General features: G+C 70.5%; 21 protein-coding genes. 7 read left to right on the top strand and 14 right to left on the bottom strand.

The genetic code is table 11. From position 1 onward, the window contains the following. The first annotated feature begins 1 nt into the window (after position 1). Complete coding sequence (gene recX / locus KJK29_RS08865; protein WP_215118168.1) at positions 2–883, top strand: recombination regulator RecX; 882 nt, start codon at positions 2–4, stop codon at positions 881–883. A gap of 73 nt (positions 884–956) precedes the next feature. On the opposite strand, the gene KJK29_RS08860 is transcribed toward recX, so the two are convergent. The 8 genes from KJK29_RS08860 to KJK29_RS08830 all read right to left on the bottom strand — a co-directional run bounded on the left by KJK29_RS08860 (position 957) and on the right by KJK29_RS08830 (position 7338). Then, positions 957–1391, bottom strand: coding sequence for a rhodanese-like domain-containing protein (locus KJK29_RS08860; protein ID WP_215124211.1), 435 nt, complete (start codon positions 1389–1391; stop codon positions 957–959). Positions 1392–1396: 5 nt separating this feature from the next. After that, positions 1397–1951, bottom strand: coding sequence for a cupin domain-containing protein (locus KJK29_RS08855; RefSeq protein WP_215118167.1), 555 nt, complete (start codon positions 1949–1951; stop codon positions 1397–1399). Positions 1952–2047: 96 nt separating this feature from the next. Then, positions 2048–2095, bottom strand: coding sequence for a hypothetical protein (locus KJK29_RS39260; RefSeq protein WP_311314449.1), 48 nt, complete (start codon positions 2093–2095; stop codon positions 2048–2050). Positions 2096–2229: 134 nt separating this feature from the next. Next, complete coding sequence (locus KJK29_RS08850; protein WP_215124210.1) at positions 2230–3837, bottom strand: FAD-dependent monooxygenase; 1608 nt, start codon at positions 3835–3837, stop codon at positions 2230–2232. A 176-nt stretch (positions 3838–4013) separates the two neighbouring features. Next, positions 4014–4907 (bottom strand): amino acid ABC transporter permease, encoded by an 894-nt coding sequence (locus tag KJK29_RS08845; protein WP_215118166.1) that lies wholly within the window; start codon positions 4905–4907, stop codon positions 4014–4016. Next, positions 4904–5569 (bottom strand): amino acid ABC transporter permease, encoded by a 666-nt coding sequence (locus KJK29_RS08840; protein ID WP_215118165.1) that lies wholly within the window; start codon positions 5567–5569, stop codon positions 4904–4906. Before KJK29_RS08840 ends, KJK29_RS08845 begins: the two co-directional genes overlap by 4 nt. A gap of 75 nt (positions 5570–5644) precedes the next feature. Continuing rightward, the gene (locus KJK29_RS08835) at positions 5645–6484 is read right to left on the bottom strand and encodes a glutamate ABC transporter substrate-binding protein (protein WP_215118164.1); all 840 of its coding nucleotides are present in this window, start codon (positions 6482–6484) and stop codon (positions 5645–5647) included. A gap of 77 nt (positions 6485–6561) precedes the next feature. Then, the gene (locus tag KJK29_RS08830) at positions 6562–7338 is read right to left on the bottom strand and encodes an amino acid ABC transporter ATP-binding protein (protein WP_215118163.1); all 777 of its coding nucleotides are present in this window, start codon (positions 7336–7338) and stop codon (positions 6562–6564) included. Positions 7339–7627: 289 nt separating this feature from the next. On the opposite strand from KJK29_RS08830, the gene KJK29_RS08825 reads away from it, so the two are divergent. Continuing rightward, positions 7628–8314, top strand: coding sequence for a response regulator transcription factor (locus tag KJK29_RS08825; RefSeq protein ID WP_215118162.1), 687 nt, complete (start codon positions 7628–7630; stop codon positions 8312–8314). Between the two features lie 9 nt (positions 8315–8323). After that, positions 8324–9730 carry a sensor histidine kinase gene (locus tag KJK29_RS08820; protein ID WP_215118161.1) on the top strand — a complete coding sequence of 469 codons (1407 nt, stop codon included), beginning with the start codon at positions 8324–8326 and terminating at the stop codon, positions 9728–9730. Here KJK29_RS08820 and KJK29_RS08815 read toward each other — a convergent pair. Continuing rightward, positions 9720–10721 (bottom strand): TAXI family TRAP transporter solute-binding subunit, encoded by a 1002-nt coding sequence (locus KJK29_RS08815; RefSeq protein ID WP_215118160.1) that lies wholly within the window; start codon positions 10719–10721, stop codon positions 9720–9722. The genes KJK29_RS08820 and KJK29_RS08815 overlap by 11 nt on opposite strands. 98 nt (positions 10722–10819) lie before the next feature. On the opposite strand from KJK29_RS08815, the gene KJK29_RS08810 reads away from it, so the two are divergent. Beyond that, the gene (locus tag KJK29_RS08810; RefSeq protein WP_215118159.1) at positions 10820–11239 is read left to right on the top strand and encodes a pyrophosphohydrolase domain-containing protein; all 420 of its coding nucleotides are present in this window, start codon (positions 10820–10822) and stop codon (positions 11237–11239) included. Positions 11240–11251: 12 nt separating this feature from the next. On the opposite strand, the gene KJK29_RS08805 is transcribed toward KJK29_RS08810, so the two are convergent. Both KJK29_RS08805 and KJK29_RS08800 read right to left on the bottom strand, forming a co-directional pair. Further along, entirely contained in the window at positions 11252–12475 is a 1224-nt protein-coding gene (locus KJK29_RS08805) for a cation:proton antiporter (RefSeq protein ID WP_215118158.1), read from the bottom strand. A gap of 4 nt (positions 12476–12479) precedes the next feature. Next, the gene (locus KJK29_RS08800) at positions 12480–12965 is read right to left on the bottom strand and encodes a cation:proton antiporter regulatory subunit (RefSeq protein WP_215118157.1); all 486 of its coding nucleotides are present in this window, start codon (positions 12963–12965) and stop codon (positions 12480–12482) included. A 224-nt stretch (positions 12966–13189) separates the two neighbouring features. Here KJK29_RS08800 and KJK29_RS08795 point away from each other — a divergent pair, with 224 nt between their 5' ends. Beyond that, positions 13190–14137, top strand: a complete 948-nt coding sequence (locus tag KJK29_RS08795; protein WP_215118156.1) for a sensor histidine kinase — start codon at positions 13190–13192, stop codon at positions 14135–14137. A gap of 34 nt (positions 14138–14171) precedes the next feature. After that, positions 14172–14843, top strand: coding sequence for a response regulator (locus tag KJK29_RS08790; RefSeq protein WP_215118155.1), 672 nt, complete (start codon positions 14172–14174; stop codon positions 14841–14843). Here the strand turns inward: KJK29_RS08790 and KJK29_RS08785 are convergent. From KJK29_RS08785 to KJK29_RS08775, 3 genes are all read right to left on the bottom strand, one after another. Further along, positions 14830–15450, bottom strand: coding sequence for an AAA family ATPase (locus KJK29_RS08785; RefSeq protein ID WP_215118154.1), 621 nt, complete (start codon positions 15448–15450; stop codon positions 14830–14832). The genes KJK29_RS08790 and KJK29_RS08785 overlap by 14 nt on opposite strands. Further along, complete coding sequence (locus tag KJK29_RS08780; protein WP_215118153.1) at positions 15447–16763, bottom strand: MFS transporter; 1317 nt, start codon at positions 16761–16763, stop codon at positions 15447–15449. The genes KJK29_RS08785 and KJK29_RS08780 overlap by 4 nt, the downstream gene beginning before the upstream one ends. A 97-nt stretch (positions 16764–16860) precedes the next feature. After that, positions 16861–17508: a bifunctional 4-hydroxy-2-oxoglutarate aldolase/2-dehydro-3-deoxy-phosphogluconate aldolase gene (locus KJK29_RS08775; RefSeq protein ID WP_215118152.1), complete on the bottom strand. Its 648-nt coding sequence runs from the start codon at positions 17506–17508 to the stop codon at positions 16861–16863. Positions 17509–17604: 96 nt separating this feature from the next. Here KJK29_RS08775 and KJK29_RS08770 point away from each other — a divergent pair, with 96 nt between their 5' ends. Continuing rightward, a complete protein-coding gene (locus tag KJK29_RS08770) occupies positions 17605–18390 on the top strand; it encodes a DeoR/GlpR family DNA-binding transcription regulator (RefSeq protein ID WP_215118151.1) in 786 nt (261 codons plus the stop codon). Positions 18391–18406 lie beyond the last annotated feature (16 nt).

Raw genomic sequence — 18406 nt, 5'->3', positions numbered from 1 at the left:
CGTGACACGACGAACCGACTGGGCGGAGTACGAGTACGCCGCCTCCGGTGCCCCGTGGGGGAGGGGCACCGGGGACGACGCGGGCTCGGCCGTGGACGGTGACGGCGAGTACGGGAGCGACGGGTCGTACTCCGACGGGCCGCACGGGGAGGACGAGGGGCCGTACGGGGGCGGCTCCCAGGGCAGCGACTCACCCGGTACGGGCTCACGCGGAGGCGGCTCCCGCAGGGTCGGCTCACGCGGGGACAGATCACGCGGGGACGGCTCGCGGGACGACGGGGCGCGTCGTGGGCGTGGGCGTCGCCGGCAGGGCTTCGGTGAGGTGATTACCGAAGACGGAGGTTCCCCCTCCTCGTCGAGGGCCGAGCAGGGGGAGCCTCCTGGGGACCCGGTCGAGCAGGCTCGGGCGATCTGCCTGCGTCTGCTCACCGGGACCCCGCGGACCCGCAAGCAACTCGCCGACGCCCTGCGCAAGCGGCAGATCCCGGACGATGCCGCCGAGGAGGTGCTGTCGAGGCTGGAAGAGGTCGGCCTCATCAATGACAGCGCCTTCGCGGACGCCTGGGTGGAGTCCCGCCACCACGGACGGGGGCTGGCGCGGCGTGCGCTCGCCCGTGAGCTGCGGACCAAGGGCGTCGACTCCACGCTGATCGACGAGGCCGTCTCCCAGCTCGAGCCCGAGCAGGAAGAGGAGACCGCGCGTGAACTCGTCGCGCGCAAGCTCCGCTCCACCCGGGGGCTGGACCGCGACAAGCGACTCCGCCGCCTCGCGGGCATGCTCGCCCGCAAGGGCTACTCCGAGGGCATGGCCCTGCGCGTGGTCCGGCAGGCGCTGGAGGAGGAGGGCGAGGACGCGGACTTTCTCGGGGAGGAGCAGTTCTGAGACCTGCGCTTCCGCGACGGGCCGTTCTGAGACCCGCGCTTCCGCAACGGGCCGTTCGGATGCTCCGGCCTGATCACACGACCGGAAGCCCCGACGCCCTCCACGCCTGGAAGCCACCGACCAGGTCGGTGGCCCGGTGCAGGCCCAGCTGGTGCAGGGACTGGGCCGCCAGGCTGGAGGCGTAGCCCTCGTTGCAGATCACGACGACGCGCAGGGAGTGGCTCGTGGCCTCGGCGGCTCGGTGGCTGCCCTGCGGGTCCAGACGCCACTCCAGCTCGTTGCGCTCGACGACGAGCGCGCCGGGGATGAGGCCGTCGCGCTCGCGCAGCGCCGCGTAGCGGATGTCCACCAGCAGCGCGTCACCCGCCTCGGCGGCCTCGTACGCCTGCTGTGGCTCGATCCGCTCGTAGCCCGCGCGTACGCGCTCCAGCAACTCGTCGATGCCGACGGGAGGTTGGACGTCGCCGCTGCCGCTGCCGCTGCCGCTGCCGCTCGCCGGCTCGTGTATGGCGCTCACTGCCAGTCCTCCGGACGCTCCACCTGCTCGAGCCGGAGGATCGGCCCGCTGCGGCTGTAGCGGCGGATCTGCGGCAGGGGCGGGTAGTAGGCGTGGACGGAGATCGCGTGCTGCTCGGGGGACTCGTTGAGCACCTCGTGGACGTGGTGCCGGCCGAAGGCGCGGCCCTGGCCGGACGACAGCCGGCGTTCCCGGTCCACACCGTCGGAGAGCTCCAGGGTCTTCCAGCCGTCGGCGGGCAGTCGCGCGGTGAGCGAGTTCTCCTTGAGCTCGCCCGACGCGGTCAGAAAGGCGCCGACGGACTCGGCGTGGTCGTGCCAGCCGGTGCCCGAGCCGGGCGGCCAGCCGATCAGCCAGGCCTCGCTGCCGCCGGGCCCCTCCAGCCGTACCCAGGTACGGCCTTCCGGGTCGAGCGGCAGGGAGTCGATCAGCTCGGTGTCGGCGGCCGTACGCCGGACGAAGTCGAAGAGGTCGGCCTGGGTGGGCCCGGAAGAAGCGGAGGTGACGGGCGTGGAGACAGGGGAAGGGGATGCGGAGGGGGATACAGACACGGGTGCCGTCCTGGAGGTCCTGATGCGGGTTCGCACGGGAGGCGCGTCGGCCAGCGTGGAGAGCGCGGCGCGCGCGGTGGAAAGAGGGATGCGAAGTCAGCAGGACGGGCGACACACGCAGCCCGCATAGCGGAGGAGGTCCATATGGACCCTCCGCCACAGGCGCACACAGGTGTCGGTCACGCACCGGAGTACACCACGGCCGTCCGGGCCGGTCAACTCACTGTCACCATGCGGACGCACTGTGACAGAGAGCACGTCCCCGCCGGTGCTCGCGGTCAGCGCGAGCCGGCTGAAGCACCGGCCTCCGCCTGCACCTTGACCGGCCCGCCCATCGCGGCCTCGGCCGCCGTGTACAGATCAGCCGGGCGCACCCCGCCCAGCGCGCTCACCAGATGCCCGTCGGGCCGCACCAGGAGCACCGTGTGCGCGGCGGCGCCCGGATAGCTCTCGGCGACCAGCAGCTCGGCGTGGTGGGGCAGTGCCGAGACCGCGGCGGCGAGCTGGGGCATGATGCCGGCGCTCACCCAGTGCCTGCGCTCCCACACGCCCGTGCCCGGGGCGATCAGCACGACGAGCAGCGCGCCGCGGCCGAGCCGGTCCCGCAGCCGTACGAAGGTGCCGTCCTCCGCGGTGACCCGTACGTCGATGACCGACGAGCCGGGCGATGTCCGGACCGGGACCTCTCCTTCCAGGGGCGGGGGAGCGAGCGGCGAGTCGGCGTACGCCCCCGGCGCGCCCAGCTGGCCGTGCCCCAAGTGGCCGTCCGTGAGGAGCGAGTCGTGGCCCCGGGCCGAGCCGGGGACGTAGGAGCGCAGGCCTCCGCCGCCGCGCAGCAGGGGTAGGGCCTGGTCGGCCGCGCGGAGCCGGGCCGCCACGATCGCCCGGCGTTCGGTCTGGTAGCTGTCGAGCAGCGCCTCGTGCGGCCCGTGGTGCCAGGCCAGGGCCAGTTTCCAGGCGAGGTTGTCGGCGTCCCGCAGGCCCTCGTCCAGCCCGTGCGTGCCCAGTGAGCCGAGGAGGTGCGCCGCGTCCCCGGCGAGGAAGACGCGGTCGGCGCGCCAGCGGCGGGCGAGGCGGTGGTGGACGGTGTGCACACCGGTGTCCAGGAGCTCGTACGGCGGGGTCGTGCCGCCCGACCAGCCCGCCAGGGTCTCCCGGATGCGGGTCAGCAGCAGCTCGGGTGTGACCAGGTCCTTTCCGGGCGGCAGCAGCCAGTCCAGACGCCAGACGCCGTCCGGCAGGGGGCGCGCGGTGACCTCGCCGGCCGAGGGACCCGACATGCGCCACGGCGGCAGGCGGTGCAGCAACGCCTCGTTGTACCAGGGCAGTTCCGTCCGCAGGGCAGCGACGGCGTGACGTTCCACCGCCGTACGTCCGGGGAAGCGGATGTCCTGGAGCTTGCGCACGGTCGAGCGGGGGCCGTCGCAGCCGACCAGGTAACTGCCGCGCCACCATGTGCCCTTGGGACCGCGGGTGTGGGCCGTGACGCCCGAGGACTCCTGCTCCATGCCGTCGAGCCGGCTCTCCACCGCGATCTTGACGAGCGGTTCGCCCGCGAGGGCCGCGCGCAGGGCGCCGGTCAGCTCGTGCTGGGCGATGTGCAGGGGGACGGGCTCGCTGCCGTCGAAAAAGACCTCGCGCATCACCTGCTTGCGCCGCACCGACCGCCATCCGGCCCAGTGGGCGCCGATGCGGTCCAAGGGGGCACCGGTCAGCCGTTCGATGAGTGCGGTGGTCTCCTCGTGGAGGACCACGGTGCGCGACGCACGGGGTTCGTCCTTGCCCGGCCCTTCGTCGAGGACCACGCAGGGCACCTCCTGACGCGCCAGGGCCAGGGCGAGCGTGAGCCCGACGGGCCCCGCTCCGACGACGATCACCGGGTCCACGGCGCGGCGCCCCCTGCCCGTGGTGACGTCCTGAGGGACGTAGGTGAACACGAAGTTGGAGCAGGGTGCACGATCACAGAACGTATGCAACCCATTGCCGGTGCTTGCGTCAAGTGACCAGGGGCAGTGGCGATCATGCCACTGCCCCTGAGTATGTCATCCGGGTTGAGCGAGTGTCAGATGCCTCCGGCGCCGGTCCCGGTGGTGCCGGCGATCTGTGCGTCGTTGGCGCCCACGACCGCTCCCGTCGACTTCTTGGCCTGCCGCAGCCGGCGCTCGAGCCAGCTCGCGAAGGACGTGAGGGCGAAGTTGAGCGCGATGAAGATGACGGCCACGACCGTGAAGCTGGCGATGATGTTCGCGCCGTAGTAGCCGCTCATCGTGTTCGCGGCGGAGAGCAGCTCGGAGTAGGTGAGGACGGCGCCGCCGAGCGCGGTGTCCTTCACGATGACGACGAGCTGGCTCACGATGGCCGGGAGCATCGCGGTGACCGCCTGCGGCAGCAGGATCAGCCGCATGAGCTGGCCCTTGCGCAGGCCGATCGCCTGCGCCGCCTCGGCCTGGCCCTTGGGCAGGGCCAGGATGCCCGCGCGGACGATCTCGGCGAGGACGGACGCGTTGTACAGCACCAGGCCGGTGACGACCGCGTAGAGCGGACGGTCGTCGGAGCTGACGTTGGTGTACTCGGCGAACAGGGCGAGGCCGAAGATCATCAGGACCAGCACGGGGATGGACCGGAAGAACTCGACCACGACCGCGGCCGGGATCCGGACCCACACGTGGTCCGAGAGGCGGGCGATGCCGAGCACCGCGCCGAGCGGCATCGCGATGATCACCGCGAGGGCGGCGGCCTTCAGCGTGTTCAGCAGCCCCGGCCAGATGTACGTGGACCAGGCCTCGCTGCCGGAGAAGAACGGCTCCCACAGGGCCCATTCCAGCTGGCCCTTGTCCTTGAGGGTGCCGAACACCCACCACAGCAGGGCCGCGGCGGCGGCCACGAAGACCACCGTGAGGACGGCGTTGCGCCGCTTGGCGCGGGGGCCCTGGGCGTCGTACAGAACGGAGCTCATCGCTTCACCGCCACCTTCTTGCCCACCCAACCGAGGATCAGACCGGTCGGCAGCGTCAGAACCACGAAGCCGAACGCGATGATCGCCGCGATCAGCAGCAGCTGGGCCTCGTTCTCGATCATCTCCTTCATCAGTACCGCCGCCTCGGCGACACCGATGGCGGCCGCGACCGTGGTGTTCTTGATGAGGGCGATCAGCACGTTCGCCAGCGGGACGACCGACGACCGGAACGCCTGCGGCAGCACGACCAGACCCAGCACCTGGCGGAAGCTGAGACCGATCGCCCGAGCCGCCTCCGCCTGCCCGACCGGCACCGTGTTGATGCCGGAGCGCAGCGCCTCGCACACGAAGGACGAGGTGTAGAAGATCAGGCCCAGGACCGCCAGCCGGAAGTTGATCGTCTCGACGTCATCGGCGCCGAGGGAGACACTCAGCGTCTGGTTCAGGCCCAGCGACGTGAACAGGATGATGACGGTCAGCGGGATGTTCCGCACGATGTTCACGTACGCGGTCCCGAAACCGCGCATCAGCGGCACCGGACCGACGCGCATGGCGGCCAGCATGGTGCCCCAGATGAGAGAGCCGACGGCGGACAGCGCAGCGAGTTGCACTGTCGTCCAGAAGGCTCCCAGCAGGTCGTAATCCTCAAGAAAGTCGAACACGATCTCCCGCGCTTCCGCGTATAGGGATGCCCCGGTGCGCCGCCCCGCGGGGCGGCGCACCCGTCAGGCGTTGCCTCAGCTCTTGATTTCGCCGATCTTCGGCGCGGGCTCGTTCTTGTAGTTGGCCGGGCCGAGGTTCTTGTCCACGGCCTCCTGCCAGGCCTTGTCGGCGACCATGGCCTCGAGGGCCTTGTTGATGTCGGCCTTGAGGTCGCTGCCCTTCTTGACGCCGATGCCGTAGTTCTCGTTGGTCAGCTTGAAGCCGCCGAGCTTGAACTTGCCCTTGAACTGGGACTGGGCGGCGTAACCGGCGAGGATGGAGTCGTCGGTGGTCAGCGCGTCGACGGCACCGTTCTGCAGACCGGGCAGACAGGCGGAGTACGTCGGGTACGGCTGCAGCTGGGCCTTCGGCGCCAGCTTGTCCTTCACGTTCTGCGCGGAGGTGGAGCCGGTCACCGAGCAGAGCTTGGCGTTGTTCAGGTCCTTCGGCGACTTGATCTTGTTGTCGTCGGCGCGGACCAGCACATCCTGGTGAGCCAGCAGGTAAGGACCGGCGAAGTCGACCTTCTCCTGGCGCTCCGGGGTGATCGAGTAGGTCGCGGCGATGAAGTCGACGTCACCACGCTGCAGCATGGTCTCGCGGTCGGCGCTCTTCGCTTCCTTCCACTCGATCTGGTCCGCGTCGTAACCGAGCTTCTTCGCGACGTACGTGGCGACGTCGACGTCGAAGCCGGCGTAACCCTGCGGCGTCTTCTGGCCGAGGCCGGGCTGGTCGAACTTGATGCCGACGGTGATCGTCTTGCCACCACCGGAGCCGGAGTCGCCGCCCGTGCTGTTGTCGCCGCCGCACGCGGTGGCGGTGAGGGCGAGGGCGAACACGGTGGCCGAGGCGGCGGTGACCTTGCGGAGCTTCATGATGAACATCCTTTGGCTGGTGAAAGAGATGCGGGCCGTCAGGCGGCAACGCCGGTGGCGTCGCGCGGAGTGCGCCGTCAGTGGTGGAGGATCTTCGACAGGAAGTCCTTGGCACGGTCACTGCGCGGATTGCTGAAGAACTGGTCGGGCGCAGCCTCCTCGACGATGCGGCCGTCCGCCATGAACACCACGCGGTTGGCGGCCGATCGTGCGAAGCCCATCTCATGGGTAACGACGATCATGGTCATGCCGTCGCGGGCGAGCTGCTGCATGACCTCCAGCACCTCGTTGATCATCTCGGGGTCGAGCGCGGAGGTCGGCTCGTCGAAGAGCATGACCTTCGGCTCCATGGCCAGCGCCCGCGCGATCGCGACGCGCTGCTGCTGGCCGCCGGAGAGCTGTGCGGGGTACTTCTCGGCCTGTGCGCCGACGCCGACCCGGTCGAGTAGGGCCCGAGCCCGCTCCTCGGCCGCCTTCTTGTCCTTCTTGCGGACCTTGATCTGGCCGAGCATCACGTTCTCGAGCACGGTCTTGTGCGCGAAGAGGTTGAAGGACTGGAAGACCATTCCGACGTCGGCCCGGAGCTTGGCCAGCTCCTTGCCCTCGTGGGGCAGCGGCTTGCCGTCGATCGTGATCGAGCCGGAGTCGGTCGTCTCCAGGCGGTTGATGGTGCGGCACAGGGTGGACTTACCGGACCCGGAGGGTCCGATGACCACGACGACTTCGCCGCGGGCGATCGTCAGGTCGATGTCCTGGAGTACGTGCAACGCGCCGAAGTGCTTGTTGACGCTCTTCAGGACGACCAGTTCGCCGGTCGCGGCCACATCTTCCTTGGCCACCGATACTTCGGTCATCGCTCTCAGGCTCCGTCCTCCTCGGTTTCGGAGGACAGTAGTTACCCTCTACGACCTGCGTCATTACATCTGAGGGGAATCTGAGCATCACGATCCGATAGCAATCGGACACGTGTCGTAGCACTTGTGAGCAGCGCTCATATCGGCCGGGTAACGGAAGCTCTCCGCAACCGGAACCCTCTTGACGCCGTCCTCATCCATCAGCGTGACTGCAATGCGTGCACGCGCGCGTGCACGCACTTTTTGTACACAGACAGATCGTACGGCCAGTGAACCGAAGGGGGACCGGATGAGACTGCTGCTCGTCGAGGACGACAACCACGTCGCCGCCGCCCTGTCGGCTGTCCTGGCGCGGCACGGATTCGACGTCACGCACGCGCGCAGCGGTGAGGAGGCCCTCCAGGCCCTCGTCCCCGAGAGCGACTGCTTCGGCGTCGTCCTCCTCGACCTCGGCCTGCCCGACCAGGACGGGTACGAGGTCTGCGGCAAGATCCGCAAACGCACCGCCACCCCAGTGATCATGGTCACCGCCCGCTCCGACGTCCGCTCCCGCATCCACGGCCTCAACCTGGGCGCCGACGACTACGTGGTGAAGCCGTACGACACCGGGGAGCTGCTCGCCCGCATCCACGCCGTGAGCCGGCGCACCTCCCACGAGGACACCTCCAGCGGCATCGAGACCGAGCTGCGCCTCGGGCCCGTGCACATAGAGCTGCCCACCCGCCGGGTCAGCGTCGACGGGGCGGTGGTCCAGCTGACCCGCAAGGAGTTCGATCTGCTGGCCCTGCTCGCGCAGCGGCCCGGGGTGGTCTTCCGCCGGGAGCAGATCATCAGCGAGGTGTGGCGGACGAGCTGGGAGGGGACCGGGCGCACCCTGGAGGTGCATGTGGCGTCCCTGCGCGCCAAGCTGCGCATGCCGGCGCTCATCGAGACCGTACGCGGGGTCGGCTACCGGCTCGTCGCGCCTGCCGGTTAGCGGGGCCGGGTGCGCACTCGTCTGCTCCCGCTGCTGATCATCCTGATGGCGGCCGTGCTGCTCGCGCTCGGGGTCCCGCTCGCCGTCAGTCTGGCCGGGGCCCAGCAGCAGAAGGTCGTCGTCGACCGGATCGACGACACCGCGCGCTTCGCCGCCCTCGCCCAGTTCGTCACCGACTCGCCCACCGGCACGGCCGGGGCGTTCGAGAACGAGCGTCTGGCCACGCTCAGCAGCGAGCTCGACAGCTACTACGACGTCTACGGCATCCGGGCCGGTGTCTTCTACCGCAGCGGCAGTGCCATGGCTCATGCACCGGCCAGGTGGTCCCTGCCGGAAGAGGGCGAGGTGCGCGACGCCTTCGAGGAGGCGCTGCTCAGCCGCCGCAGCCACGACCCGAAGCAGGTCTGGCCCTGGCAGCGCCACAACCTGGTGGTCGCCTCGCCGGTCATCCGGGACGGGGACGTCGTCGCGGTCGTCGTCACCGACTCGCCCACCGGGCAGATGCGCTCGCGCACCCTGCACGGCTGGCTGGTCATCGGCGCGGGCGAGGGCGCCGCGATGCTGCTGGCCGTCGGCGCCGCCCTGCGGCTGACCGGCTGGGTCCTGCGGCCGGTGCGCGTCCTCGACGCCACCACCCACGACATCGCCACCGGCCGGCTCAAGTCCCGGGTCGCGGCCGCCGGCGGTCCGCCGGAACTCAGGCGTCTGGCCCGGTCGTTCAATGAGATGGCGGACAACGTCGAGGACGTGCTGGAGCAGCAGCGCGCCTTCGTCGCGGACGCCTCGCACCAGCTCCGCAACCCGCTCGCGGCGCTGCTGCTCCGTATCGAGCTGCTCTCCTTCGAGCTGCCCGAGGGCAACAAGGAGATCGCCTCCGTCCAGGGCGAGGGCAAGCGCCTCGCGCAGGTCCTGGACGATCTGCTGGATCTGGCGCTGGCGGAGCACACCGAGGCGGACCTGCGGATCACCGACATCGGCGAGCTCGCCGCCGAACGCCTCGCGGCCTGGGCCCCGACCGCCGAGGCCAAGGGCGTGCGCCTGGTCGGCGACTGCCCGCCCACGACCGCCTGGGCCGACCCGGTCGCGCTGTCCAGCGCGCTGGACGCGGTCATCGACAACGCGGTGAAGTTCACGCCCGAGGACCAGAGCGTCGAGGTGACCGTCGCCCCCGAAGGCGACACCTCCACCATCGTCGTCACCGACCACGGCCCCGGCCTCACCGACGAGGAGCTGGCCCGGGTCGGCGACCGCTTCTGGCGCAGCGGCCGCCACCAGAACATCAAGGGCTCGGGCCTCGGACTGTCCATCTCGCGGGCACTGCTCGCGGCGGGCGGCGGTTCGATCACGTACGACCGTCATGAGCCGCACGGGCTGCGGGTGACGGTGAGAGTGCCGAGGTCGGGCCCTACGGCTTGACCGACTGGTAGTAGCGCTGGGCGCCGCGATGCAGCTGGAGCGGGTCGGTGTAGATCGCGGTGCGGACATCGACGAGCTGGGCGGAGTGGACGGTCGCGCCGATGCCGTCCCGGCTGTCGATCACCGTACGGGTCAGCCATTCGGTGAGCCGGGGGTCCATGTCGCTGCGCGTGAGCAGCACGTTGGACACCGCCAGGGTCGGCACCGGGTCACCGCGCTGGATCGTGGGGTAGGCCGACTCCGGCATCTTGGTGGCGCGGTAGTACCGCGTGGCACCGCCCTGGTCGTGCAGCTTGGCCACGAGCCCGACGTCGATCGGCACGAAGCGGAAGGCGGAGGCCGATTTCTTGGCGAGGCGGCTGAGCCCGTCCGTGGGCAGTCCGCCCGACCAGAAGAAAGCGTCGAGGCCGTGCCCCAGTCGCCGGGGTCCGGTGTCGATGCCGTCCGAGGAGGGCTTGATGTCCTTCTCCGGGTCGATCCCGGCCGCCTTGAGCACGCCGTTCGCGATCAGCCGCACGCCGGAGTTCGGCAGCCCTATGGCCACACGCTTGCCCCGCAGGTCCGCGACGGAGCGGATGTCCGAGTCGGGCGGCACGACGAGCTGCAGGTAGTCGTCGTACAGGCGGGCCATGCCGCGCAGCCGGCCGGCGCCCGCGCCGTTGTCGAGCTTGTACGTGGCGACCGCGTCGGCCGCCGCGATGGCGAAGTCGGCCTTGCCCGTCGCCACGTCCGAGACGTTCTCCTGCGACCCGGCGCTGGTCAGCAGGCGCACCCCGAGGTCCGGCATGTCCTGGTCGATCTCGGCGCGCAGGAGTTCGCCGTACTCGTGGTAGACCCCGGCGCGCGTGCCCGTGCTGAACGTGATCGACCCGCCCGGCGGCTCCTCGGCCCAGGGGCGCAGCCACCACAGCAGCAGCCCGAGGACCAGGAGGGAGGCCGTGCCGCCCTGCAGGGCCCGGCGCCTGCCGATACGGGGGAACATCTGGGACATGCGCGAGATCCTGCCAGCCTTGGTGCCCCTCTGACCAGGGGCGGCGGTCGGCACCGGGGCGGGGAGGGGTGTCAGTGGGGGCCGCTACTGTCGTCCCCATGAGCTCCTCGCCCGCTGACCTGGTCCGTGAATTCCACCTCGCCTTCGGCCTGGACGCCCGCAGTACCCCGACGGAGGTCTCCCGGGAACTCGCCGCCCATCGCGGCGAACTCCTCGCGGAGGAGGCCGCGGAGGTCGCCGAGGTGTCGGTCCTGGGCCCGCTCGACCGGCTCGCCCACGAACTGGCGGACGTCGTCTATGTCGCGTACGGCACCGCCCTCGTCCACGGCATCGACCTCGACGCGGTACTGACCGAGATCCACCGATCCAACATGACCAAGATCGGCCCCGACGGCTCGGTCTCCCGGCGCGAGGACGGCAAGGTCCTCAAGGGCGAGCACTACGAGGCACCGGATGTGCCCGGGGTGCTGCGGAGGCAGGGGTGGGCTCCCGGCGGTGACCAGAGGCCCCCGAGGTGACCCACCCCCTCCTCAGTCGCCCACCGGCGCCTCCGCCTCGGTCTTCCGGGGCGCGGGCTCCGGGGTTCCCCGGCGGGCCTCGCGGCGTCCGCTCCACCACATCGCCACCGGCTCCGTGTAGCGCGCGGTGAGGGGGCCGAGGACGACCAGGATGAGGACATAGGCCGTGGCCAGGGGGCCGAGGGACGGTTCGATACCGGCCGCGACCGCCAGACCGGCGATGACGATCGAGAACTCGCCCCGGGCCACCAGCGCACCGCCCGCACGCCAGCGGCCCTTGACGGAGATCCCGGCGCGCCGGGCCGCCCAGTACCCGGTGGCGATCTTCGTCAGGGCCGTGACGACGGCCAGCGCGAGGGCGGGCAGCAGGACGGGCGGGATGCTGGACGGGTCGGTGTGCAGTCCGAAGAAGACGAAGAAGACCGCCGCGAACAGGTCCCGCAAGGGGCTGAGCAGGGTGTGCGCACCCTCCGCCACCTCGCCCGACAGCGCGATGCCCACCAGGAAGGCGCCGACCGCCGCCGACACCTGGAGCTGCTGCGCGACGCCCGCGACCAGGATGGTCAGGCCCAGCACCACCAGCAGCAGCTTCTCCGGGTCGTCGCTGGAGACGAACCTCGAGATGAGCCGGCCGTAGCGCACGGCCAGGAACAGCACGAGCCCGGCCGCGCCCAGCGCGATCGCCAGGGTCATGCTGCCGGCCATCAGCCCGACGCCCGCCACCAGTGCCGTGACGATGGGCAGGTACACGGCCATCGCCAGGTCCTCCAGCACCAGGACGCTGAGGATGACGGGGGTCTCGCGGTTGCCGACCCGGCCCAGATCGCCGAGCACCTTCGCGATCACGCCGGACGACGAGATCCAGGTGACACCGGCCAGGACGACGGCGGCCACCGGCCCCCAGCCGAGCAGCAGCGCCATCGCCGCTCCGGGCAGTGCGTTGAGCGCGCAGTCGACCAGTCCGGACGGGTAGTGCGTCTTGAGGTTGGAGACGAGATCGCTCGCCGTGTACTCCAGGCCCAGCATCAGCAGGAGCAGGATGACGCCGATCTCGGCGCCCGTGGCGACGAACTCCTCGCTCGCGCCCAGCGGCAGCAGCCCGCCCTCGCCGAAGGCCAGACCGGCCAGGAGGTACAGCGGTATCGGCGAGAGCCGGAAACGGGCGGCGAACCGTCCGAGCAGGCCGAGGCCGAGGATGATGGAACCGAACTCGATGAGCAGGACCGCGGAGTGCACAGGCTCACTCCCGCCCGAGTATGGTCGCGGCGGCGTCGACGCCCTCACGGGTCCCGACGACGATCAGCGTGTCACCGCCCGCCAGCCGGAAGTCCGGCGCGGGCGACGGAATGGCCTCGGCCCGGCGCAGCACCGCCACGACCGACGCGCCGGTCTCCGTCCGCATCTTCATGTCGCCCAGCACCCGCCCGTTCCAGCGCGAGGTCGCGGCCACCTCGATCCGCTCGGCCACCAGCCCCAGGTCCGTGGTGTACAGCAGGCTCGGACTGTGGTGGGACGGCTTCAGCGCGTCGATCAGCGAACCCGCCTCCGAGCTGGTCAGCCGCAGCGAATGCGCGCAGGAGTCGGGATCGTCGGCCCGGTACATGTTCACCGTGCGCGTGCCGTCGCGGTGCGCCACCACCGACAGATGGCGGTGTTCCCGGGTCTCCAGGTCGTACTGGACCCCGATACCCGGCAGCGGCGTCGCCCTCAGGCGCGGAGCTGACACGTTTCTTCCCCTTTTTCATGTTGTTTGGTTGGTTTGTCTTGTAGGTGTTGCTGTGTCGGTGTCGTGAACGGTGTCGATCAACGGACGGGTCAAGTCCGCATGCTGCCATCCGGCCGTACGGTGACGACATGGGTGTTGTGACGGATATACACAGCGGCCGGTCGCCGGAAAGGGTGGAGCGGGAGGTGCCGTACGCGAAGGCCGGAAGGGGCGGATCCAGGAACGTGTCGTTGTTCTGGCGGATCTTCTCGCTCAACGCCGTGGGCCTGGTCGTGGCCACCGCGTTGCTGCTCGGCCCGGTCACCGTGTCCACCCCCGTCCTCGCGGGCGAGGCGCTCGTCCTGCTCGGCGGCCTGGTGATGCTGCTGGCGGGCAACGCGCTGGTGCTGCGCTTCGGCCTCGCGCCCCTGCAACGGCTCGGCAGGTCCATGGCCACCGCCGACCTGCTGCGCCCGGGATCGCGCCCGGTGGTCGCCGGACCGGCGGAGACGGCCGCGCTGATCACGACGTACAACACGATGCTCGACCGGCTGGAGGCCGAGCGGGCCGCGGGCGCCGCCCGGGCCCTGTCCGCACAGGAGCGCGAACGCCACCGGATCGCCCGTGAGCTGCACGACGAGGTCGGGCAGACCCTGACCGCCGTCCTGCTCCAGCTCAAGCGGGTCGCCGACCGGGCGCCCGAGGATCTGCGCGAGGAGGTGGGCCAGGCGCAGGAGGCGACCCGGGCCGGTCTGGACGAGATCCGCCGGATCGCCCGCCGGCTGCGCCCCGGTGTCCTGGAGGAGCTGGGGCTGGCCAGTGCCCTGCGCTCGCTCGCCTCCGAGTTCACGACCCATGGGCTGACCGTGCGCCACCAGGTCACCGGCGACCTCCCCGCCCTCAGTCCGGAAGCGGAACTCGTCGTCTACCGGGTGGCCCAGGAAGGCCTGACCAATACCGCCCGGCATGCCGGCGCCGACCGCGCCGAACTCCGCCTCCAGCAGGTACCCGGCGGCGTCGAACTCCTCGTACGCGACAACGGCACGGGCGTCGGCGACGCCCCGGAGGGCGCCGGCATCACGGGCATGCGCGAACGCGCCCTCCTGATCGGCGCCGCCCTCACCGTCGAACCGGCCCCCGGCCGGGGCACGGACGTACGCCTGGGCGTGCCGGTGACGGAAGGAGCCCGCTGATGTGTCCCCACCCGTCAGCCCGAGGAGCCCGCTGATGACCGCCCCCACCGCCGCCCCCACCCCGATCCGCGTCCTGCTCGCCGACGACCACACCCTCGTACGCCGGGGAGTGCGCCTCATCCTGGACGGGGAGCCGGACCTGACGGTCGTCGCCGAGGCCGGGGACGGTGCCGAGGCTGTCGCCAAGGCCCGGGAGACCGCCGTGGACCTGGCCGTCCTCGATGTCGCCATGCCGCGTATGACCGGCCTCCAGGCAGCCCGCGAACTCTCCCGCCGACTGCCCGACCTGCACATCCTGATTCTGACGATGTACGACAACGAGGAGTACTTCTTCGAGGCGCTCAGGGCCGGTGCCAGCGGCTACGTCCTCAAGTCCGTCGCCGACCGCGACCTGGTCGAGGCCTGCCGGGCGGCCGTGCGCGACGAGCCGTTCATCTACCCCGGCGCCGAGCGGGCCCTCGTCCGCTCCTACCTGGAGCGGCTGCACCGGGGCGACGGCCTGCCGGAACGGGCCATCACCGAGCGCGAGGAGGAGATCCTCAAGCTGGTCGCCGAGGGCCACACCTCCAAGGAGATCGGCGAACTCCTCTTCATCAGCGCCAAGACGGTCGAACGCCACCGCGCCAACCTCCTCCAGAAGCTCGGCATGCGCGACCGCCTGGAGCTGACCCGGTACGCGATCCGGGCCGGGCTCATCGAGCCGTGAACCCCCGCGCGGTGTCCTCGGCGAGCCCGCCGAGCCCGCCCAGCGCGCGTGCGACCGCGTCCGGAGCGACACCGTCGGCCCGGTTGTCGAACACCAGGCTGTGACGGCTCGACCACCGGCACGCGTTGTCCTGGGACTTCCGCCAGAAGGCGTCCCAGTCGGCGAGCTTGGACAGGTCCCGAGCGCAGCCACGGGCACGGACACGGGCCCGGGCGGTCTCGGAGTCGGTCTCGACCCGCACCACCACCGCTTCGGCCTGCCGGGGCCAGGCGTGACGCTCGGCCACCTCGGCGAGGTACTCCGGGCGGGAGAAGTACCGGCCGAACGGGGCGTCCAGGACGACCGGCCGGCCCACCGCGAGGTTGTCGCGCGCCAGATCCAGGATGGTCAGATACTCCAGGTCCATCACCGCCGACTGGTAATACGGGTTGAGGTCCCGCTCGGAGGGATCCGTGCCGGCGAGTTCCAGGAGCGCCTCCGTGAGGCGGGTGCAGGCGGTGTCCTTGTCGATGTAGGCCGCCCCGGTCAGCCGGGCGAGCAACCGGGCCACGGTGCTCTTTCCCGACCCGGCCGGCCCGATCACGAAGTAGGCCCGTGGAATCGTCATGCGCGGCTCTCCTTCGGGGACCTGCGGTCCTTGACGAAGAACAGGTACGAGGAACCGCCGACCAGCAGCAGCACCCCGCCGACCAGGAAGACGAGGTTGTAGCTGCCTCCCGTGGCATCCAGGATGCTCCCGGTGACGATCGGAGCCAGCGTCGCGCCGAGGAACCCGCCGAAGTTCTGGATGGCACCCAGCGAGGCCACCTGGTGCGGCTCGGCGACGTCGGACGCCAGGGTCCACAGACAGCCGATCGGCACCTGCGCTGCGAAGTACCCCACCGACAGCAGCACCATCGCGAGCGGGGTGCTCTCGACGTAGGCCACGGGAAGTACGGCGGCCGCTGCCAGGGCCGCGCCACCGGCGATCGGGATCTTGCGTGAGGTGACGGCGGAGACCCCGCGGCTGATCAGGCGCCCGGAGAGGTAGCCGCCGAAGAGCACGCCCGCGATACCGCACAGGAACGGCAGGGACGCCAGCCAGCCGGTCGCGGTGAGGCTGAAGCCGCGGGAGGTCTCCAGGTAGCTGGGCAGCCAGGTGAGGTACACCCACACCGTGTAGAAGATGCCGAAGGCGCCGAGGATCATGAAGTACGTGTTCCGCTGCCGGAACAGCTGCCCCCACCCGGCCTTGGCCTTCGCCTCGGCCTCGGGCGCCGGGGGCGCGGACGCCTCGCCCAGGATGGCCACCTGCTCCCGCACCGTCGGGTCGCGGTAGACACGCAGCCACACCAGCACGAGCACGACGCCCAGCGCGCCGATGGTGACGAACATGCCGCGCCACCCGAGCAGCAGCATCAGCGTGGTGAGCAGCGGCGGGGCGATCGCGTTGGCTATCTGCGAGCCCGTGTTGACGATCGAGATCGGCAGCGCGCGCTCGTGCTGGGCGAACCACCGCTGGTTGACCTTCAGGCTGGCGGTGAAGAAGGGCGCCTCGGCGACACCGAGAGCCACCCGGGCCGCGTACATGAAGCCGTACGAACTCGCGGTCGCCGAGAGCATCGACACCAGTGACCACAGCGCGGCCGCCCAGGCGTACATGCGCTTGGGCCCGAAGCGGTCGACGAGGTAGCCGGCCGGGAGGTTGGCCAGCGCGTAGGGCCAGGCGAACGCCGCGAGCAGGAGCCCCATCTGGGTGGAACTCAGGTCGAACTCTTTGGCGACGGTCGTGTTGGCGACGCTCAGGTTGGAGCGGTCGAGGTAGTTGACGACGCCGCCGATCACCAGGAGGGCGACCAGCACCCAGCGGATCCTGATCGACTGCGGGGCGTCGGCGTCAGTTCTCTCGGGAACCTGGGCATCGGAGAGCGGATGGGACATGGGGGGCTCCTGGGGGATCACCACAAGGGTTGGGGAGGGGGACGAGACACCGCAAGGGTCAGGAGTGGGGGGTGGGCGGAGTCGGGGTGCCCGGGCGTCAGGCCCGGGCTTCTTCGATGGACCGCAGGACGGTCCGGGCCGCTTCGGTCACGCGCCGGTAGTCACCGTCGGGACGGGCGGCCTTGGTCACGGAGCTGCCGACGCCGACCGCGACGACACCGGCGTCGAACCACGCCTTGACGTTGTCGGGCGAGACGCCGCCCGCAGGCATGAGCGGTGCCTGGGGGAGGGGAGCCTTGACGGTCCGGACGTAGTCGGGGCCCATGAACTCGGCGGGGAAGAGCTTCACGATGTCGGCGCCCGCCTGCATCGTGTCGACGATCTCCGTCGGGGTGAAGGCACCGCTGACCGTGACGGCCTGATAGCGGTTGGCGGCCGCGATCATCGCCGGGTTCAGATTCGGACTCACCAGCAGATTCGCCCCGGCCGAGACACAGGCGTGGGCCGCCTGCTCGTCCAGGACCGTCCCGGCGCCGATGACCACGCCGTCCTTGCCGTAGCGCTCGGACAGCTTCGAGATGACGTCCAGCGCGCCCGGCACCGAGAGCGTGATCTCCAGTGCGCGCACACCGCCCTCGATCGCCGCCTCGGACACGGCCAAGGCCTCTTCCGCGCTGTCCAGCCGGACGATCAGCAGGGCTCCGGTGCGGACGATCGCGTCAAGGGATTGAAACTTCGTTACCATGGCGGAACACGCTAGAACACAGATTCACATATTGTCACTAGGTCGGGAACGGGAAGTTAATCTGATCTCCCTCGGTACCGGTCTGGAGGAGACGTGATGGTCAGGGCCCCGCTGATTCCGGAACAGCGGCACCAGGAGCTGCTGCGCCTGCTGCGGAGCACCGGCGTGCTGAGCATCCGGGAGCTCATGACGCGGCTGGACGTCTCCCACATGACGGTGCGCCGTGACATCGCTGCCTTGGAGAAGAGCGGCCAGGTGGTCTCCGTCCAGGGCGGCGTCAGGCTCGCGGACTGGACGGGGCACGCCCCGCCCCGCGAGCGGGCGTCCCGGGCCGAGCTGGAACTTCCCCGCAAGCAGGCCATCGCCGAGACCGCGGCGGGCCTCGTCGAGGACGGCATGGCGGTCTTCCTCGACGCGGGAACGACCTGTCAGTCCACCGTCCCGTTCCTGGCCGGCCGCAAGGACCTCACCGTCGTCACCAACGACTTCCACGCCGCGATCGCCCTCTGCGGCCATCCGGAGATCCGCGCCATTCACACCGGGGGCGAGATCGACGTGTCCAGCGGATCGAGCAGCGGTCCGCTCGCCGCCCAGGCTATCGGGGCGCTGAACATCGACATCTGCTTCCTGAGCGCGGGCTCCTGGGACCTGGCCCACGGCGTGACCAGTCCCTCGACCGACAAGGTGCTGCTCAAGCAGACCGTGATGCGGGCGGCGACCTCGGTCGCCCTGCTCGCCGACAGCACGAAGTGGGGCATCGTCGAGCGGTTCAACGTGACCCCCCTGAACGGGCTCGACACCATCGTGACGGACGACGGTCTGCCGCCCGAGGTCGTCGACCGCGTCCTCGAAGAGGGACCGTCGGTGCTCCAGGCGTCCTGAACCGGTCCGGACACGG

It is taken from the genome of Streptomyces koelreuteriae, assembly GCF_018604545.1.
Classification (GTDB): Bacteria; Actinomycetota; Actinomycetes; order Streptomycetales; family Streptomycetaceae; genus Streptomyces; species Streptomyces koelreuteriae.
Note: the sequence above shows the minus strand (reverse complement) of the source record. Positions and strands in the feature narration are given on the sequence as shown.

Excerpts from the sequence above, each read along its gene's own strand:
- KJK29_RS08845 (WP_215118166.1), bottom strand. The coding sequence starts at position 4,907 with ATGAGCTCCGTTCTGTACGACGCCCAGGGCCCCCGCGCCAAGCGGCGC.
- KJK29_RS08835 (WP_215118164.1), bottom strand. The coding sequence starts at position 6,484 with ATGAAGCTCCGCAAGGTCACCGCCGCCTCGGCCACCGTGTTCGCCCTC.
- KJK29_RS08830 (WP_215118163.1), bottom strand. The coding sequence starts at position 7,338 with ATGACCGAAGTATCGGTGGCCAAGGAAGATGTGGCCGCGACCGGCGAA.
- KJK29_RS08825 (WP_215118162.1), top strand. The coding sequence starts at position 7,628 with ATGAGACTGCTGCTCGTCGAGGACGACAACCACGTCGCCGCCGCCCTG.
- KJK29_RS08815 (WP_215118160.1), bottom strand. The coding sequence starts at position 10,721 with ATGTCCCAGATGTTCCCCCGTATCGGCAGGCGCCGGGCCCTGCAGGGC.
- KJK29_RS08810 (WP_215118159.1), top strand. The coding sequence starts at position 10,820 with ATGAGCTCCTCGCCCGCTGACCTGGTCCGTGAATTCCACCTCGCCTTC.
- KJK29_RS08790 (WP_215118155.1), top strand. The coding sequence starts at position 14,172 with ATGACCGCCCCCACCGCCGCCCCCACCCCGATCCGCGTCCTGCTCGCC.
- KJK29_RS08785 (WP_215118154.1), bottom strand. The coding sequence starts at position 15,450 with ATGACGATTCCACGGGCCTACTTCGTGATCGGGCCGGCCGGGTCGGGA.
- KJK29_RS08780 (WP_215118153.1), bottom strand. The coding sequence starts at position 16,763 with ATGTCCCATCCGCTCTCCGATGCCCAGGTTCCCGAGAGAACTGACGCC.
- KJK29_RS08775 (WP_215118152.1), bottom strand. The coding sequence starts at position 17,508 with ATGGTAACGAAGTTTCAATCCCTTGACGCGATCGTCCGCACCGGAGCC.
- KJK29_RS08770 (WP_215118151.1), top strand. The coding sequence starts at position 17,605 with ATGGTCAGGGCCCCGCTGATTCCGGAACAGCGGCACCAGGAGCTGCTG.